16 protein-coding genes and 1 other RNA gene are annotated in these 17,655 nt (G+C 60.6%); 7 read left to right on the top strand and 10 right to left on the bottom strand.

The genetic code is table 11. The annotated features are described in order from the left end of the window. Positions 1-34 precede the first annotated feature (34 nt). The 5 genes from VSP_RS03875 to clpS form a co-directional block, all read right to left on the bottom strand. A complete protein-coding gene (locus VSP_RS03875) occupies positions 35-1,558 on the bottom strand; it encodes a CotH kinase family protein (RefSeq protein WP_009958887.1) in 1,524 nt (507 codons plus the stop codon). Next, the gene (locus VSP_RS33760; RefSeq protein WP_009958886.1) at positions 1,551-2,267 is read right to left on the bottom strand and encodes a DUF4956 domain-containing protein; all 717 of its coding nucleotides are present in this window, start codon (positions 2,265-2,267) and stop codon (positions 1,551-1,553) included. Before VSP_RS33760 ends, VSP_RS03875 begins: the two co-directional genes overlap by 8 nt. Continuing rightward, positions 2,264-2,995 (bottom strand): VTC domain-containing protein, encoded by a 732-nt coding sequence (locus VSP_RS03865; RefSeq protein ID WP_009958885.1) that lies wholly within the window; start codon positions 2,993-2,995, stop codon positions 2,264-2,266. Before VSP_RS03865 ends, VSP_RS33760 begins: the two co-directional genes overlap by 4 nt. Before the next feature lie 78 nt (positions 2,996-3,073). After that, the gene (locus VSP_RS03860; RefSeq protein ID WP_044133419.1) at positions 3,074-3,616 is read right to left on the bottom strand and encodes a DUF2017 family protein; all 543 of its coding nucleotides are present in this window, start codon (positions 3,614-3,616) and stop codon (positions 3,074-3,076) included. A gap of 15 nt (positions 3,617-3,631) precedes the next feature. Next, positions 3,632-3,928: an ATP-dependent Clp protease adapter ClpS gene (gene clpS, locus VSP_RS03855; protein WP_009958881.1), complete on the bottom strand. Its 297-nt coding sequence runs from the start codon at positions 3,926-3,928 to the stop codon at positions 3,632-3,634. A 174-nt stretch (positions 3,929-4,102) separates the two neighbouring features. On the opposite strand from clpS, the gene VSP_RS03850 reads away from it, so the two are divergent. The 3 genes from VSP_RS03850 to VSP_RS03840 all read left to right on the top strand — a co-directional run bounded on the left by VSP_RS03850 (position 4,103) and on the right by VSP_RS03840 (position 7,128). Further along, on the top strand, positions 4,103-4,765 hold the full coding sequence (locus VSP_RS03850) for a phosphoadenosine phosphosulfate reductase domain-containing protein (RefSeq protein ID WP_009958880.1): 663 nt from the start codon (positions 4,103-4,105) through the stop codon (positions 4,763-4,765). 32 nt (positions 4,766-4,797) lie between these two features. Then, positions 4,798-5,742, top strand: a complete 945-nt coding sequence (cysD, locus tag VSP_RS03845) for a sulfate adenylyltransferase subunit CysD (protein ID WP_081452378.1) — start codon at positions 4,798-4,800, stop codon at positions 5,740-5,742. A gap of 66 nt (positions 5,743-5,808) precedes the next feature. After that, positions 5,809-7,128, top strand: coding sequence for a sulfate adenylyltransferase subunit 1 (locus tag VSP_RS03840; protein ID WP_009958878.1), 1,320 nt, complete (start codon positions 5,809-5,811; stop codon positions 7,126-7,128). Positions 7,129-7,603: 475 nt separating this feature from the next. Here the strand turns inward: VSP_RS03840 and VSP_RS41890 are convergent, their stop codons facing one another. The 3 genes from VSP_RS41890 to VSP_RS03825 all read right to left on the bottom strand — a co-directional run bounded on the left by VSP_RS41890 (position 7,604) and on the right by VSP_RS03825 (position 9,808). Beyond that, on the bottom strand, positions 7,604-7,807 hold the full coding sequence (locus VSP_RS41890) for a hypothetical protein (RefSeq protein ID WP_009958877.1): 204 nt from the start codon (positions 7,805-7,807) through the stop codon (positions 7,604-7,606). A 90-nt stretch (positions 7,808-7,897) separates the two neighbouring features. Next, positions 7,898-8,683, bottom strand: coding sequence for a coiled-coil domain-containing protein (locus VSP_RS03830; protein WP_009958876.1), 786 nt, complete (start codon positions 8,681-8,683; stop codon positions 7,898-7,900). A gap of 75 nt (positions 8,684-8,758) precedes the next feature. After that, a complete protein-coding gene (locus VSP_RS03825) occupies positions 8,759-9,808 on the bottom strand; it encodes a hypothetical protein (protein ID WP_009958874.1) in 1,050 nt (349 codons plus the stop codon). A 174-nt stretch (positions 9,809-9,982) separates the two neighbouring features. On the opposite strand from VSP_RS03825, the gene ffs reads away from it, so the two are divergent. The 4 genes from ffs (at position 9,983) to VSP_RS03810 (ending at position 15,545) form a co-directional block, all read left to right on the top strand. Beyond that, positions 9,983-10,077, top strand: an RNA gene (gene ffs, locus VSP_RS40485) — signal recognition particle sRNA small type. A gap of 42 nt (positions 10,078-10,119) precedes the next feature. Next, positions 10,120-10,869, top strand: a complete 750-nt coding sequence (locus tag VSP_RS03820) for a 3-keto-alpha-glucoside-1,2-lyase-like domain-containing protein (protein WP_009958873.1) — start codon at positions 10,120-10,122, stop codon at positions 10,867-10,869. A gap of 134 nt (positions 10,870-11,003) precedes the next feature. Continuing rightward, positions 11,004-14,114, top strand: coding sequence for a PSD1 and planctomycete cytochrome C domain-containing protein (locus VSP_RS03815; RefSeq protein ID WP_009958871.1), 3,111 nt, complete (start codon positions 11,004-11,006; stop codon positions 14,112-14,114). Between the two features lie 24 nt (positions 14,115-14,138). Next, the gene (locus VSP_RS03810) at positions 14,139-15,545 is read left to right on the top strand and encodes a DUF1501 domain-containing protein (protein WP_009958870.1); all 1,407 of its coding nucleotides are present in this window, start codon (positions 14,139-14,141) and stop codon (positions 15,543-15,545) included. Positions 15,546-15,919: 374 nt separating this feature from the next. On the opposite strand, the gene VSP_RS03805 is transcribed toward VSP_RS03810, so the two are convergent. Both VSP_RS03805 and VSP_RS03800 read right to left on the bottom strand, forming a co-directional pair. After that, positions 15,920-16,699 (bottom strand): ABC transporter permease, encoded by a 780-nt coding sequence (locus VSP_RS03805; protein WP_009958869.1) that lies wholly within the window; start codon positions 16,697-16,699, stop codon positions 15,920-15,922. Next, positions 16,692-17,648 carry an ABC transporter ATP-binding protein gene (locus VSP_RS03800; RefSeq protein ID WP_009958868.1) on the bottom strand — a complete coding sequence of 319 codons (957 nt, stop codon included), beginning with the start codon at positions 17,646-17,648 and terminating at the stop codon, positions 16,692-16,694. Before VSP_RS03800 ends, VSP_RS03805 begins: the two co-directional genes overlap by 8 nt. Positions 17,649-17,655 lie beyond the last annotated feature (7 nt).

Raw genomic sequence — 17,655 nt, 5'->3', positions numbered from 1 at the left:
CTACGTCATAAAAGCGTACTTTTTGTCAGGCGAATCACCTTTCCGCCAGAGGGCGCGATTCTCCTCTGGCACCGGAGAGCGCCTCGCGCACCCGCTCCTTCAGCAGGCCTTCGTACTCCGCATGGCGACGCTCCAGAAAGGCGCGCGTGGTTTTCATCACCGCCATGAGCTTGGGACTGGAGGACGGATGACGGCAGGCCAGACTCTCGTAGCGATCCATCAGTTTGAGGACGGTCTCCCGGCTTAACTGACGGCTCAATCGCTCCCGGACATACTGCTGATAAGCCTCTCGGTACTCCTCATTGTTATCGAAAAGCCGGTTGAAGAGCCGGGCACGATCCCCCAGCAGCACCTTGAAAGAATCTGTGGAGGGACGCAATGGCCCCTGGGCCGTTTGATGCACGCCCTCGTCAAACGCCCAATCCATGTCCCAGACCAGTGATTGCCAGACCGCCCGGGGATTCCGCCGGTCGCGGAAATAAGCTCCCTGGTTGTTGTCACCCGTAGCGGTGAAGCTCATGGCCAGGACCCAGGCGTTCAGATCCTGGAGATTGAACTTGGCCGCCTCTTCCTCCATGAGGATGGGGTTGCGAGGGCGACGGACCCAACGACGCCACTCAATGTAGGCTTCGTTTTCCACGGGTTCCCGGGACTTCAGGCGGACCCAGTCCACGTCTGCAAGCCCGAACCGACCCTGCACGAAGTCCGGGGACTGATGCTCATAGATGAAGAAGGGAGAGCGAATCTCGGTCCCATTGAGATACACGATCGCAGGCACACACCGGGAAACCTTGCAACCCGCGAGGGTGGCGATCTCCGTGGCGAGAGCGGCATTGAAGCGGCTGGGGTGGTCCGCATTGCTCAGCACCAACTCTCGAACGGGAGGAGCTTCCGCTCCAAAGAACAAACCTGCCGGACCGGTCTCACGGCCGCCATATTCTTCCCGGAACCGAAGGGCGAAGCTCTTTGCAGGAAGCGTGCGGCTGTGCCCCCCATGAACCCGGAGCCCAATGGGAGACTCGATGAGCAACCGTGAATTTTGCCAGGCAGAAAACCATGCAGGACGCTCCGCCTCCCGGTTGTGCTCCAGCGGATGCGTGACGATACCATGATCGGGATCAAAGAGTTCACTGCTGCGGCAAACGATGGAGACGACCACCATGTCCGCCGGCAACGCCGCAACCCGGGACGCGAGCAAAGCCGTGGAAGGCGGGCTACCCTGCTCCAGCAAGGCAGCCGATGGAGCGGGACACGGCTGCTTGAACAAGGCCACCGCCTCTTCCGAAAACGCGGCCAGGTCCTCGGGTTCGCAAAACTTGTGGCTCATCTTGAGCAGGCCCATACGAATGAGCGCAGCGTTGCGGCTCGTCACCTCATCGCGCCCCAACACCAGTTCAGGTGCCGACCTGTCCTGGTAAGCCTCCAAACCTTCCAGTGGAAAGAACTCCACCAGAACGGCCACTCCGAGCAGCAGCATGGCGCACGGCACCACCAGCAGGGAGCGTCTGCGGGGGTGGGCAACGGGTCGAAGCTCCAGTTGGGAGGGCGGCTCAAGCATTGGCGTGGCCGTGGTAGTAGAGCCCCAACTTGGCATCTGGGAGTTGCTGCTGAAGCTTCTGCTCCAGCTCGGCGGATTTTGTCAGCGAGACCTTTTGGAAAGACCACGTGAGCACGCACTCGCTGTCTGCCGTAGAAAGACTGTCGAAGGAGGGACGACTCAGGTGGGCCTCAATGATCGGCACCAGTGCGGGCAAGGCGGTGCGATATTGATCCACACTGCAGCGGATGACGAGGGTGCCTGATCCGGAGCGGCGACTCAGAAAGCCCGGGCTCCAGCGCAGAATCGCCATGGCCACACCAGCGGCTGCCAGGATGGCGATGAGGAAGGCTACATTAAACGAGGCGCAACACAGGGCTGAGGCTATCACCAGCATGATGAAGCCAATCTCCTCCGGCTCCTTGATGGGGGTGCGGAAGCGGACGATGGACAGTGACCCCAGCAGCCCTAATGACAGCGGCAGCGAGAACTGCACACAGATGAAAATGGCTGTCACCGCCAGGCTGATCAACGGGAAGGCTCGATGCACATTGCTGCCAGTGGCCCTGGAACCAAAGAACGCGCTGTAAGCCCAGGACAATAGAATCGATGATGCCAGAGATGCGGTCAGGCTCAGGGAAAGCGTGGCCAATCCGAGATCCGCCACCTCCCGCACATCTCCGCCAAACATCACCACGCCAGCAGCGCGTTTAAGTTCCTCAATAGTCATGCCAGCTCGCCGTGGGGTTGAAGATTACGCACCGTCAAAAAGTACTTGGAGACCGCAGCTCGCCGGGCACCAAAGCGCGGAAGAGCCCGCAGAGAGGGCAATGGATGAATGCTGCCCCCCTTTTGCTCAAACACATCAAAGGGCAAAATCCCACCATGCGCCGGCGGCATCACGCCAGTGCGGGCGCGCACGGCGCGGATGTCTGAGTCCAGGCAGAAAGTTTCAGAGAAGACGGCATGCTGCCAACGCTGCCTGAGGTAGCGAATCTCCACGACCGGCCTCAGCCCTCCAGCAGGAAGCTGCACCTCTGCGGGAAGGTGCGACCGATACAGGTCAGCAAGCCGCAAATCATCCAGCGGCCAGCCGGCCAGTGTCGCCGCAGGAATGGGCAACGCCACGCGGTGCTTCGTCCGCGCCACTCCCTCCTTGAGCTTGACCTCCAGATGGGCTGGCACGGGCAGGATCTCCCCTGCGGGGGAGGCGTACCAACGGATGCGATACTTGGATTTGAAGTAGTCGCTGGCCTCCTTCTCACGGAAGGAGGCCTGATCCGGCGTGTCAAAGTAGATGGAGCACACCGTGCACAGCCCATGCGCAGGATGGGTCACAAACTGTGCCTGCAACCAGGAACGGAATGCAGGGGACTGGCTTCGGGGTATGAGAAACTTGATCTCCTGCTCCCCGGCAGGCGGAAGTGGGGAAAGGAGACGGGGGAGGGAGAACTTCATTCTTCGGGGGGAAGTCAGCGCTACGAGCCACTTTCCCTCTCCTCAAATGAAGATTCGTTCAGCCCCCCACTTCGATCCTCACTCCAAGACCTCTTTTACCAGCCATTCCTGCACAACAGCATAAAATTCATAACGCATGTAGGCAGTAAAGCGCTCGGAGAAGTCCACCCCCTTGACGATGTCCGGATCAGGGTGCGGTTCGAATTCCTGTCCCCCTGGATGCAGCATGAAACGCAAATCCAGCATCAGCCGCGCTTGATTGAGAGCGCTAAACCAGGCCATGCCATGATCGAGCGGGATGGACACCCGGTAGCGCTCCTCGTCGGGCTCATCCTCCAAGGTGAGGGTCTCCAGGCCATCCAAATCCGCGAGCAAGGTCCCGACATCCTCGGCGAACTGATTCTCAAGATCTTCAGTGACGAACTCGGACCAGTCCTCCAGGAACTCGCCCTCGCGCAACTCGTCCTTGGCAGCCACGGGGCTGGGCCCCAACCGAGCCCGTCCCTCAGGACAATCGGTCATGCTCGCATCTTCCGCTGCCTGCCGCAGCAATGTGACATGGATGTCCTCCATGTCTCCCAACTGCCACGTTCCCATGGCCTTTTGAACGCTCAATCGCATGGGCACAACACTCCTCTAGTCTGACTTCTCCAAGGTGGCGAGCAACTGGTGCCCATGCAGTTCCCGAACGTAGTGCTCCGCTTTTTCCCGGCGCCCCGTCCACACCTGGCTGCGCCCCTCCTGGTGCACTTGAAGCATGAGACGCTGCGCCTCCTTGTCTGGGTAACCAAAGATCTTTCGAATCACATGGGCAACGTAGCTCATCAAATTCACCGGGTCGTTGTGAATAATCACATGCCAGGGTGAATCCAGAGCCACGCTCGGGTCGGTCTCGACCAAGGTCTGTTTATCGGGAGTGGCGATGGAGGGCATAGTCTGATCTTATACAAAATACGATGCAGGAGCAAATCGAGGGGACGGCATTTCACGCCTTGTGCACCACTGCACATCCAAGGCCAAAAGAGGGGGAAACTTCAGCTAAACCACAGCGGAAGTTTCTATTTCCTACTTGTCATATCGGGAAATGGGAATTAATTTCGCGGCCCCATGACTCCCGACCAGGTTGCCGCTCTCAATGATACTGTAAAGGGCCTTTCCCCCTTGGAACTCACCCGCTGGGCCATCGAGCAAGCTGCGGGAAAAGCGATCGTAACGACGAACTTCCGTCCGTACGAAGCGGTCATCCTGCATCTCGCCACCCAGGCTCAGGCAGATATCCCTGTGCTCTGGGTGGATCACGGCACCAATCTGCCCGAGACTTATCGTTTCGCGGAAAAGAGCCGCGCCCAGCTCTCTTTGAACCTCCGCCCTTACCTGCCCCTCATGACCGCCGCTCACTGGCTGGCCCTCAATGGGGGGAGCATCCCCATGCCGGATGAGGTGGAGCGCGTGGAAAGCTTCAGCCGCATCATGAAGCTGGAACCGTTCGAGCGCGGCATGAGAGAACTCGCTCCCACCGTGTGGATCACCGCTCTGCGCAAGGAGCAAAACCCGCAGCGCGCTGCCACCCTCAAGCCCGTGATGTGGGATGAGAAGTTCCAAACGTTGAAAGTGAACCCCATCCTCGACTGGACCCCGGTGGAAATGGAGGCCTACCTCGCTGAGTTCGAATTGCCCAACGAGCGCACCTACTACGATCCTGCCAAAGGTGATGAAAAACACGAGTGCGGCCTGCACGCGAAGCTCGTGACTGATGTCGCCAAGGGCTAACGCCCCGCCTTGACCTGCCAGCCCGCCCGCCCATGTCATCCCGCCTCCAGTCTCAGACTTCTTCCATGTCATCCTCCATCACGCACCTCCAGTACCTCGAAAGCGAGGCGATCTACATCTTGCGCGAGACGGCGGCCCAGTTTGGCAAGCCCGCCATGCTGTTCTCCGGCGGCAAAGACTCGATCGTCATGGCCTGGCTCGCCCGCAAAGCTTTCCATCCAGCGCACCTCCCCTTCCCGCTAGTTCATATCGACACCGGGCACAACTTCCCGGAGGCGATTGAATACCGCGACTGGTTCGTGAATGAGATCAAAGCCACCCTCGTGGTGGGCTCCGTGCAGAAAAGCATTGATGAAGGTCGCGCAGTCGAGGAAAAGGGCCACAACGCCAGCCGCAACAAGCTACAGACGGTGACGCTCCTCGACACGATCGAAGCGCATGAATATGACGCCTGCCTGGGCGGCGGACGCCGTGATGAAGAGAAGGCCCGCGCCAAGGAGCGCTTCTTCTCCCATCGCGATGAGTTTGGCCAGTGGGACCCCAAGAACCAGCGCCCTGAGCTCTGGAACATCTTCAACGGCCGCAAGAACTATGGCGAGCACTTCCGCGTGTTCCCGCTGAGCAACTGGACAGAGATGGACGTCTGGCAGTACATCCGCCAGGAAAACATCCCCCTGCCGAATCTCTACTTCTCCCACCAGCGCCGGGTCATCGAGCGCCATGGCCAGCTTCTGGATGCCGAGACCGGCTTCGTCCAGCTCCTGGATGAGGAAAAACCCCGGATCCAGGAAATGACAGTGCGCTTCCGTACCGTGGGCGATGCCACCTGCACAGGCGCCGTTCTCTCCGATGCCAGCAGCATTGACGATGTGGTGGCCGAGGTGGCTGCCGCCCGGCAGACCGAGCGCGGGACCCGCGCAGACGACCGCCGCTCTGAGACAGCCATGGAGGACCGCAAGAAGGAAGGTTACTTCTGAGTTGAGATTCACCCGGCCCCGTTCCGCCCCCTCCTTTCCCTCCGCTTCTAGGAAAAAACAGTTTGTATGGATCTTCTCGTCAATCCCACCGAATCCAGCCTCCTCCGCTTCACCACCGCCGGCAGCGTGGATGACGGTAAAAGCACGTTGATCGGCCGCCTGCTCTACGATTCCAAGTCCATCTTCGAAGACCAGCTTCTGGCGGTCGAAGAATCGTCCAAGCGACGCGGCGATGAGCACGTGAATCTGGCTCTGCTGACCGATGGCCTCCGCGCTGAGCGCGAGCAGGGCATCACCATCGATGTGGCCTACCGTTACTTCGCGACGCCCAAGCGCAAGTTCATCATCGCAGACACCCCCGGCCACATCCAGTACACCCGCAACATGGTGACTGGTGCATCGACGGCAGACCTAGCCATCATCCTGGTGGACGCCCGTCATGGCGTGGTGGAGCAAACCCGCCGCCACACCTTCCTGGCATCCCTCTTGCGGATCGAACAGATCGTCCTGGCCATCAACAAGATGGACCTCGTGGACTTCAGCGAGGAGCGTTACAACCAGATCCTGGCTGACTTTGAGCAGTTCCGCGCCGGCCTGGAAAACAAGGTCAACGTTACGGTCATCCCCATGAGCGCCCTCAACGGGGACAACGTGGTGGACAAGTCCGCCAACATGCCCTGGTTCACCGGCAAGCCGCTGCTGGAGCACCTGGAGAGTGTGCAGGTGCACGTGGGCGAGTCTGAAGGCAGCGCCCGGTTCCCCGTGCAGTGGGTCATCCGCCCCCAGTCGGATGAATATCACGACTTCCGTGGCTTCGCCGGCCGCATGGCCAGTGGCACTTTCAAGGTGGGCGATGAAATCACTGCCTATCCCGCTGGCATGAGCACGCAGATCACCGGCATCCACACCCTGGAAGGGGCGAAGGAAGAGGCGATCCCCATGCTGAGCTATTCCCTCACGCTGGCCCACGAGATCGACATCAGCCGTGGCGACCTCATCGCCAAGGCGGACGAGCCACCCCAGCACAGCCAGCACATCGATGCGATGATCTGCTGGTTCACGGAAAAACCGCTCAAACCCCGGGGCAAGTTCTATCTGCGCCACACCACCCGCACGGTGCGGGCGTCCGTACCGGACCTGCTTTACAAGGTGAACATCAGCACCATGGAGCGCGTTCCCGGCCCGACCGAGTTTGGCTTGAACGACATCGGCTGCATTCGCCTGCGCTGCGCCTCCCCGTTGTTCTTTGATTCCTACGCCACGAACCGCACCACGGGGAGCTTTATTCTCGTGGATGAACAGACCAACAACACGGTGGCAGCGGGCATGATCCTCCGCGCAGTAGGCGATGACTCCACCAAGAGCACCGACGAGTTTGCCATCTAGGCCAGTTCGAGGAGCGACCTGATTGTTTCAGCTTCTGCATCTGCTTCAACACCCGGTGAACGAGAGTTCCCCGGGTGTTTTGTTTCGGAGGTAGAGATGGACGCCGATGATGGTCGCCGATGCCCGGCCTGATATGGGAAAGCGCGCTGAGATCCCAGTACGCCCTTGATGTTTTTCGCAATCTCTTCCGCTCCCAAGCCCGACGGGGACCATCGGACGACGTCACCGGATCGCCACAGGGGTAGTCCGACAGTCTCTGTCGGCTCAGTCGCCGCAGGATTGCAGGTTCAAGCACCCCATCCCCGCTGACGAGGTTCGGCTTGTAGTTCAAACTTTAGTTTGCTCAGGAAGCCTGCCGCGGACTGAGCAAACTAAAGTTTGAACTACCAACCATTGCCTTCGTAAGGCAAAAAAAATCCCCGCCAAGATCAGATCTGGCGGAGATTTGAAAGGTCTTAACTGGGGAGCCTCACTTCTATCGGCTCTGCGGCATCATGCGACCCATGCCAGCGCTGCTCTCGAAGGACCGGGGGCGGTTCCAAGGCAGACCGCTCAAGTCTTCACTCGGCGGCACCGGTTTCTTCTTCTTTTTCACCGGCTCTGTGGTTCCGCAGCTCACGGTGGCAACCAAGGCACCACACAATAGGATTTTCGACAGGAGACAAAGAGTCCGCTTCATGGGGAATCAGGTAGCCAGAATTGAGAGGGCATCAAGGGGCATTTCATGTCATTGCCCCTTGTCGGCCCATTCACTGCCGGGCCTCGCGGCTTAGCGGTAGAGGGTCTCAAGGATCACACGATCACCAGGGGCCACCGAAAGACCGGAACGGAGGGACTTCTGATCGATGTTCGCAACGGTCTTGGAGCCCGCGATGGAGACAATCTTCAGCTTGCCAATGGTCTGGGTGCCGCGGGTCACCAGCAGGGTGGTCTCAGGCGTGATGCCCTTGTCCGTGCCCCCATCCACCACCACGAAACCCCAGTCGTTGTTCACAGCGATGATGGTGGACACAAGCGAGTTGCGATCAAAGGACTTCTTGCGGGCCTCGATGCGCTCTTTGATGTCGTTGACGGTGTCCTGCACCTTCTTAAGCTCGCCATCTTTGGCAGTCACCTGTTCCTGGATCTTGGCCACCTGAGCCTCCCCATCAGCAATGCTCTGCTTGAGCTTGTTGATGTCTTCGTTCATCGTCTCCACCGAGAAGCCAGGAGGAATGTTGGTCAACTCCTGCTTGTAAGCGTTGATCTTCTCCTGGGCGACTTTCAGTTGATCCTGCGCACGGTCAGCTTCTGCCTGGACGTTCCGCAGCTTGATTTTGGCCTGATTGAGGCGCTCGGTTTCTGTGGAGATTTCTCCGGTGACCTTGTCAACCTCGCCCTGAAGGCCCACCACGATGCCAGCCTCATTCTTCAACTTGACCATCTCGGACTTCGTGGAGGCGTCAGCCGCCTGACGTTCCTGACGGGCTTTGACAAAGGTATCGCGATTCTGGTAGCTGAAGAATCCTGCTACCACCATCACGACGGCACTGAGTAGGAAAAGAACTTTGGTCATGGTGTTGCTGCTGTCGGGGCTGGAAGAATATCAAGTACAGGGTCGGAAATGCGGTCAGGCCTCGTAGAGATCAGATCAGGGCTTGGGAGCGAACGGGTCCATCGTGGCCGGGGCGGCAGGCGTCGCGCCGGCGGGCGGGGCGAAAGGGTCGGCTGCTGCCGGGGCCATCGGGGCAGGGGCAGCAGGCGCGAAAGGATCTGCACCACCAGGAGCCATCGGAGCAGGAGCGGGAGCCGCGCCAGGAGCGCCGCCGAAAGGATCGGCACCCGCAGGAGCCATCGGGGCGGGAGCAGCCGGCTGGGAGGGATCTGCCACAGGGGCAGGTGCCGTAGGAGCAGCGGCGGGTCTTGGCACTTCACGGGCAGCCACCACGAGATCACCAGAACGGATGGACTCGCCAGGAGCAAGGGAACCGGGAACAAGGTCTGCAACAGACATGCCCTGCTCCACGTCACGCACTTTGAGTTTGGCAACGACCGTCCGACCACGCTTCACATCAAGCATGGCGTCGGCGAACATGCCGCTGGCGTTGCCCTTGTTCAGCACCACAAAACCGAACTCCTGGAAAGCCTGGGCCACACGGGCAGTGAAGCCAGGCTCCACGACGCCGGAGCGCTGGCGCTTTTCAACTTCTTGAAAGCGGGTGATTTCAGCCTGCACTTTGGAGATCTTCTCATCGGAGAGGGCCAGTTGCTGCTGCTGGTTGGCGATGGCGGCATCCACCGCTTTTTTCTTCTCCGTTTCTTCCTGAACCGAAGCGAGGAGCTTCTTCACGTCGCCTACCTTCTTGATCTGGTCTTCCAGCTGCGTGAGCTGCTTGTTCACATCCTCAAGATTTTGCTTCACCAGCTCGCCTTCCTTGGTCTTGAGCTCGGTGTCGCCGTCCACTTTGGTCTTCTCAAGCTTCACCTCATCCAGAGCTTTCTTCTGGTCTTCCAGCTGCTTGGTCTTGAGCTCTTTCTGGGCGGTCACCTTGGGAAACTCGGCCTTCACGGCTTTGTTGTTCTCCACGGCCCGCTTGGATTGTTTCAACTCTTCTTCGAGGCTGACCCGATTATTATAGCTGGACCATACACCCACGAGCAGGGCGACAGCGGCGAGACCAGAGAGAAGTTTCCAGAGCATGGTGACCTAGAGATTGATAAAAAATTCGTGATGCAGTGGTCTTTCTATCGAAAAGGCCCAATCCACACAACATAAAAGTTCGTTGCGTTAATACCCCTTGAACCTTTTTTTGAAAATCGCCGTCCGCCTGTCACTTCCCGTTTGTATTCAACCCGTCACGTGCCATGCTGAGCCTGTCAGGGACCGTGGAGGGCGAGCTGGCGAACCCCGCCAGGGCCGGAAGGCAGCAACGGCAGTCAGTCTTGCTTTGCCGCGGTTCCCTGGCCTTTTTTTGAGGAAACAATGGCCCCCGCCCTTTCGTTTGCAGGCGGATGAGATCAATCCTCCACTGCGCCCTGCTGGCGTGTCCACTCCTGCTGCCCCTGGTATCGCTGTCCGCTTCCGACCAGACCCCCATTTTGGGTGTGCCGGGAAAAGTTATTTATGAGAGCAAGCTGGATGTCGCTCCGGCCAGCCCATGGCGGGTCGCCAAAGGTGCTTGGGAGGTGCGGAACGGCACCTGGCACGGCTCTGAGAAACCTGAAGATCATCATGGGGCGGTTGTTCGGCTTCCCGACAAACTGCCGGACTTCATTCTCGACTATGAATTCCTCTTCGATGGCGCCCGTGCCACGAGCGTGAGCATCAATGCCGTGAAAGACCACATGGCAAGGATTCTCATCACACCGGCAAGCGTGACCATCCAGCGCGATGACAACGATCATGACGGACCGGACAAGGCGGTGATTTTTGCCCGATTCTCCGCCAACTTTGCGCCCGGCACCTGGCACAAGGTCCATCTTGAGATGGTGGGTGACACGCTCTACGGCCGGGTGGACTCCCACGAGGCCTATGGCAGCAGCGAGCTCTTCAAGAGTCAGAAGGCCGCTGCAGGCTTCACCGTCGGTGGGCAGTCCGTACAATTTCGCAACTTGAAGATCACTGAAGCGACCCCCAATCCTGAGTGGGAAGCCGTCAAAGCGAAGCTGCCGGCGCCGGGCACCCAGATGAGCCCGATCGTGCCAGCACGCAAAGGGAAACCCAAGCCCCAAGCAGAGAGCTCTGCCCCGGCAGCCTCCTGACCCCCCGTTCCTCAGGTCAGGGCGGCCGGAGATGGAGGCGCGGGACAAGATCTGCGCCCGTCGTCCCGTAATTGGGGAATTGCCCCGGCCCTATCCACGGGTTGGGAGGCACTGTATCGCCCCCGTTCCCGTCCATGCGTCGCCGCCCTGCCCTGTCTCTCCTGATCCTCCTGCTCCCTACCGCTGCCACGCTCGCAGCCCCGGTGGATTTCGCTCGTGAGGTGCAGCCGATACTGGCCGAGCACTGCACCCACTGCCATGGCCAGGATGAAGGCACCCGGAAGGGTGGTCTCCGCCTGGATGTGCGAGAGGACGCCCTCAAGGGCGGCAAATCCGACGGCCCAGCACTCTCGCCAGGCCAGCCGGACTCGAGTTCCATCATCGCACGGGTGCTAACGCATGACTCCGATGAAGTCATGCCGCCGCCGAAAGAAAAGAAACCGCTCAGCAACACCCAGGTGGAGACGCTGAAGCGGTGGATCATAGAAGGTGCCCCGTACGCCAGGCACTGGGCCTTCGTCGCGCCCGTTCAATCAGCTGTGGCACCGGACGCCCACCCAGTGGACGCCATGGTGCGACCGAAGCTCACCGCAGCGGGCTTGCAGCCCTCCCCTCCCGCCGCTGCGGCCACCCTCTGTCGCCGGATTTATCTGGATCTGACCGGGCTTCCCCCTTCACCAGGGGAGGTGGCGGACTTTGAAACTGCAGAGCGCCAGGATCGGCCGACAGCCATCAAGAAGCTGGTGACCAGACTGCTGGCCTCTCCACAGTATGGAGAGAAGTGGGCCCGGCACTGGCTGGACGCGGCCCGTTATTCCGACAGTAACGGGTATGAGAAAGATCTGCCCAGGGAACAATGGGCCTGGCGGGACTGGGTGATCCGCGCCTTCAACGCGGACATGCCCTATGACCAGTTCGTCACGGAGCAGCTGGCGGGGGATTTGCTTCCTCAGCCAAGTCAGGACCAAATTGTGGCCACCGGATTTCTCCGGAACAGCATGGTCAATGAGGAAGGAGCCATCGTGCCGGAGCAGTTCCGCATGGATGAGATGTTCGACCGCATGGACTGCCTGGGAAAGGCGACCCTGGGAATCTCCCTCCAGTGCGCCCAGTGCCACTCCCATAAGTTTGACCCCATCTCCCACGAGGAGTATTTCGGCATCTTTGCCTATTTTAACAATGCGTACGAGGCGCAGTCCTGGGTGTACACGCCGGGTGAGCAGAAGCAGGTGGCCCAAGTGAAGGCGACGGCACGCGAAGCCGAGGAGAGACTGAAACGCTCCCGGCCGGGTTGGCCAAAGGAAATCGCGGACTGGGAAACCGGGCTCAAGGCTGGCAAGCTGGCCTGGACGCCCTTGAAGGCCACGGAACTGGGCAGCACTTCGGGGCTGAATCATCCGACTCAGGAGGCCGACCTTTCCATCCTCACTCAAGGGCACCCGACGACCAAAGGCGACATCTACGCTCTCTTTGAACCCACCCTCAAAGGAGCCACCGGCCTGCGACTGGAGGCACTTTGCCACGGGGATCTGCCTTTTAGGGGTCCCGGCCGAAGCAAGTACGGCACCTGGGCCATCAGCGAGATGGTGGTCACCACCCAGGCACCCGGCTCAGAGCAGTGGACTCCGGTCAAACTGACCCGCGCGACAGCCGATTTCTCCGAGACGGATGGTCGCATGGAGGAGGACTGGAAGGCGGACTTCGACAAGGAGCAGAAACGGGTGCGCGGTCCGGTGAGCTATCTCATCGATGGCAATGATGATACCGGGTGGAGAGCAGATCGCGGCCCGGGATTGCGCAATCAGGAAAGCGTGGCGGTGGTGCAGTTTGAAAAGCCGCTGGACCTGCCTCCTGGCACCAAGCTGAAAGTGCTGCTCAAGTTCTACCACAGCGGCAGTGACAATGGCCGGCACAACACACAGGTCGGCTGCTGCCGGGTGAGCCTGACAGAGACCGCCAACCCGGAGGCCCCGCCCGCGGACTACGCCGCCGTGCTGGCCATGGAGACCGCAGCGGAACAGCGGACTGCCGCCCAACAGGAAGCAATCTTCACCGCCTGGAGAAAGACAGTGAAGGAGGCCGCGCCGATGAATGACCAGATCGCCGCTGCGTGGAAGAAGCTCCCTCCAGCAACCACTTCCATCCTGCATCTGGCTGAGCGTCGTGGAAACAACCTGCGCCCCACCCATCTGCTGGATCGCGGTTCCTGGGACCGGCCCAAGCAGGTCATCACGCCTCACATCCCGGCGGCGCTCCAGATCGCAGGGGCCGCCTCGGACCAGTCTGCACCGGGTGACCGGCTCGCCTTTGCCCGCTGGTTGACGAATCCCCGTGCACCTCTGACCGCGCGAGTGGCCGTGAACCGGGTGTGGCAGGCCTTGTTTGGCAGCGGTCTGGTGGAGACCTCGGAGGACTTTGGCGTGCGGGCTCCGGTGCCAGAGCATCAGGAACTGCTGGACTGGCTGGCCGTAGATTTCATGAACCACGGCTGGAGCCACAAGCACCTCCTCACCAGGGTGCTGACCAGCGGCACCTATCAACAGGACTCCAAGGTGACGCCAGAGGCGCGCGAGCGGGATCCACACAACCGCCTGCTGGCCCGGGGTCCACGTTTCCGCATGGAAGCGGAGGTGCTGCGAGACTCCGCTCTGAGCGTGGCAGGCCTGCTGCATCTGGAGGAGGGTGGCCCTAGCATTTTCCCGCCTGTGCCGCAGAGCGTGCTGGACTACAACTATGTGAGGCCCACCTACTGGCTGCCGCCCACCGGTCCGGAGCGCTATCGGCGCGCGCTCTATCTTTTCCGAAAGAGGTCCATGCCGGACCCGGTGATGAGCAGCTTCGATGCCCCCAATGGTGACTCGGCCTGCGCCCGGAGGCCCCGATCCAACACCCCTCTCTCCTCCCTGACGGCACTCAATGAAACGATCTTCGTGGAGGCAGCCCAGGCAATGGCGCAGCGGGTGCTGAGGGAAGGCGGCGATGACGATGCCGCGCGGGCAAACTATGCCTACCGCCTGTGCACCTCACGACCGGTCCAGTTGGCAGAACAAGAGCAGATTCTCAATCTGGTGAAGGTCACCCGGGAGAGACTCCGCAAGGGCGAGCTCAAGGCTGGCGAGATCGCCTTCTCTCCTTTTACCAAGCCGGAATTGCTCCCGCCCAACGCCACGCCGGTGGACATCGCCACCTGGACGGTGGTCAGCCGTGTCCTCCTGAATCTGGACGAAACCATGACAAAGTCCTGAAGCTCCCTGCCCACCTGCTCCATCATGTTTCCCCCCAATTATCTGAAGCGACGCTGGTTCCTCCGCGACTGCGGTCTCGGCCTGGCCGGGATTGCCGCCAATTCTCTGCTGGCCCGGGAGGCTTCGGCAACGGCGTCTCCTGCAATCACCGGCGGCACCCCGAGATCGCACTTCCCGGCCAAGGCGAAGAGGGTCATCTATATGTTCCAGGCTGGAGCGCCCAGTCATCTGGAGCTCTTCGACCCCAAGCCAGAGCTGACCAAACGCGATGGCAAGCTGCCGCCCCCGGAGCTGCTCTACGGGTATCGCGCCGCGTTCATCAAGCCCAACTCCGCCTTGCTGGGGGCGAAGTACAAGTTTACCCGGCATGGTGCCAGCGGCATGGAGATCAGTGAATTGCTGCCGCATACCGCCAGCATCGCGGATGACCTGTGCCTGATCCGCTCGATGCAGACGGATGCAGTGAACCACGCGCCGGCCCAGATCCTGATGAACACCGGGTCGCAACAGTTCGGCAGGCCAAGCTTCGGTGCCTGGACGCTCTACGGCCTGGGCAGCGAGTGCGAGGACCTGCCCGGCTATGTGGTGCTGACCAGCGCCAAGGGCACCAGCGGCGGTGCCAGCAACTACGGGTGCGGCTTCCTGCCCACCTCCTACGGCGGCGTGCCGTTTCGCAGTGCGGGAGATCCAGTGTTATACCTCTCGAACCCACGGGGCATCGACGCCGCCGCCCAGCGGGCCTCGCTGGACACGCTCAACGAACTCAACCGCCTGGCCCTGGGCGATGCCGGGGATCCGGAGATCTCGGCACGCATTGATGCCTATGAAATGGCCTACCGGTTGCAAACCAGCGCGCCGGAGCTGATGGATCTCAGCCAGGAGCCGAAACCCATCCTGGAGATGTATGGCATCAAGGATGTGAAGGAAGCCTCCTATGCCCGGAACTGCCTGCTGGCCCGCCGGTTGATTGAACGGGGGGTGCGCTTTGTGCAGCTCTTTCACGAAGCCTGGGACCAGCACGGCAATCTGACGAAGGCCATCAAGGAGAACTGCCAGAACACAGATCAGGCCAGCGCTGCACTGGTGAAAGACTTAAAACAACGCGGGCTGCTGGATGACACCCTGGTGGTATGGGGCGGCGAGTTTGGGAGGACGCCCATGGTTCAAGGAGGCAATGATGGGCGCGACCACCACAACCGCTGCTTCACCATGTGGGTCGCAGGCGGAGGATTCAAGAAGGGGCACATCCACGGCGAGACCGACGAACTGGGTTTCAACGTGGTGCGTGATGCGGTGCATGTGCATGACTTGAATGCAACCTTGCTGCACCAGCTCGGCTTCGATCACGAGAAGCTCACTTATCGGTTTCAGGGGCGGGATTTCCGTCTCACTGATGTGCACGGGCACGTGGTGAAAAGCGTGTTGGCGTGAGGCTGGTGTGTGGCTGGCGCGGAAAAACATCAGTCTGCGGGCGACGTTGCGCTCGAATGACGTGGAAGCGTTGATGGCGACGGGCCTTTCCACCTGATCATTCTAGCGTAGCCACCCGATGCCGGAGGCATCACAGCCATTAGACGGAGGTTGAAGGAGCGTAGCGACTGATACCTCCGGAATTTTGAAAGGGGTATCGCATCCCGGAGCGGATGCCAGCGACGTCCAATGACAGGCTCACGCTGCTGTCACCCCTTCAGGGTGAAGACAAATTCTTGATTACCGGGGGTATCGCTACGCTCAACCCCGGCTAATAGCTGGGATGCCTTCGGCATCCAACTTCCCCTTCCCTATGCTTCCCCGGGCCACCCCGCCTACGTCGTGAGAATCTTCACCACCTTCCGATACGCCCAATAACACAACCCAGCGGTGAACAGCAACAGCATGCCCAAATGCCAGGCGATCTCTCCAGGATGCCACTGGCCCCAGGCACTGAGCTGGAGCAGCCGCACCCCGTGGTAGAAGGGAGAGAACTGCACGATCACGCTCAGCACCGGCCGGTCTCCCAGCGGGAAGAACACGCCTGACAGGTAGAAGATGGGCGCGATGAGGAACGAATAAACGGTCTGGAACTGGTTGATGTTCCGCACCATGGCGGAGGCCAGCAGGCCGATCGCACCGCAGGGCACGGCGAGCAGGCCTGCGATCAGCGGAAAGAGAAACACCGACCACGGATTGCTCAGCAGCCCCATGAGGAGCAGGAAGACGCCCACGGTCCCGCCCATCAATGCCGCACGGATGAAGCCCCAGAGGAACTCCCCCATGACCACCTCCCGCACGCCGATGGGCGTGGTGAGCATGGCCTTGAAGACAGACTCAAAGGTCATTTTTACATAGAACCCATAGCTGCTCTCAAAGAAGGCGGTGAAGAGCGCCGTGGTGGCGACCATGCCTGGAGCCAGATACTGGGCATACGACAGTCCGCCGATCTGCCCGATGAACGGCGAGAGCCCCATGCCCAGCGCAGTGAGCATGAGCGCGGGATCCGCCAGGGTGGGTGAAATGTTCGCCAGGAAGTCCTTGCGATAGACCACCCAGTTGCGGACGACCACATGCCATGCGAGCTGAAAGGAGGTGCGGAATTCGTCAGTCATTGTCGTCGAGCTCGCGGCCGGTGAGTTTCAGGTAAACGTCTTCCAGATTGGACGGGCGCAACTGGAGCGCCGTGGTGCCCAGCGTCTGCTGGAGGGAGAGGAGGTCATCGATCTTGGGCGCGCGCACGCAGCACTGCCGACCCTGGTGGAAGAGCTCCCATCCGGACCGGAGCTCCGACTTGATCCGGGCGTCAAAGTCGTGCGCAAAGGTGGCCACAAACCCGGGCGTCTCTTTGTCGATGAGTGCACGGGGCGCCCCTGCACCGACCACCGCGCCGCGGTTCAGGATGATGATGCGGTCGCACAGGATCTCCGCCTCGTGCATGTAGTGGGTGGTGACCATGACGGTCTTGCCCGCCTGGCGATAGGAAATTACCTTCTCCCAGATGAGATGCCTCACGGCGGGATCCAGGCCGGTGGTGGGCTCGTCCAGGATGAGGAGTTCCGGGTCAGACAGAAGTGCCCGCACAAAGGCGAGCCGGCGCTTCATGCCGCCAGAGAGGGTCTTGATCGGTGCCTGTTTCTTGTGGTCCAGGGACATGTGGGTCAACAACTCGTCGATTCGCAACAGGGCGGTCTTTTTGTCCACCCCCTCAAACCGCGCATACAGACGCATGTTCTCCATCACCGTCAGGCCTTCATCCAGGGCGTTCTCCTGAGGGACAACCCCAAGACGCTCTTTGATCTTCCGCGGATTCTGCGCGGGATCGTGACCGAAGACGGTGAGATCGCCACCAGTGCGGAGGACCGCCCCATAGAGACAGCCGATGAAGGTGGACTTGCCCGCGCCGTTGGGGCCCAAGAGCCCGACGCATTCGCCACGACGCACTTCCAGATCCAGCCCCTGCAGTGCGGCGAAGTCACCAAACTTTTTGGCCACGGCCCGAGCCACGATGACGGGCACTGAGCCGGGGACAGCAGCGGACGGAGAGTCAGGGGCAATGCTCACGCGCCCG

It is taken from the genome of Verrucomicrobium spinosum DSM 4136 = JCM 18804 (assembly GCF_000172155.1).
Classification (GTDB): Bacteria; Verrucomicrobiota; Verrucomicrobiia; order Verrucomicrobiales; family Verrucomicrobiaceae; genus Verrucomicrobium; species Verrucomicrobium spinosum.
The sequence above is the reverse complement of the archived record's forward strand: the minus strand, read 5'-3'. Positions and strand labels throughout refer to the sequence as shown.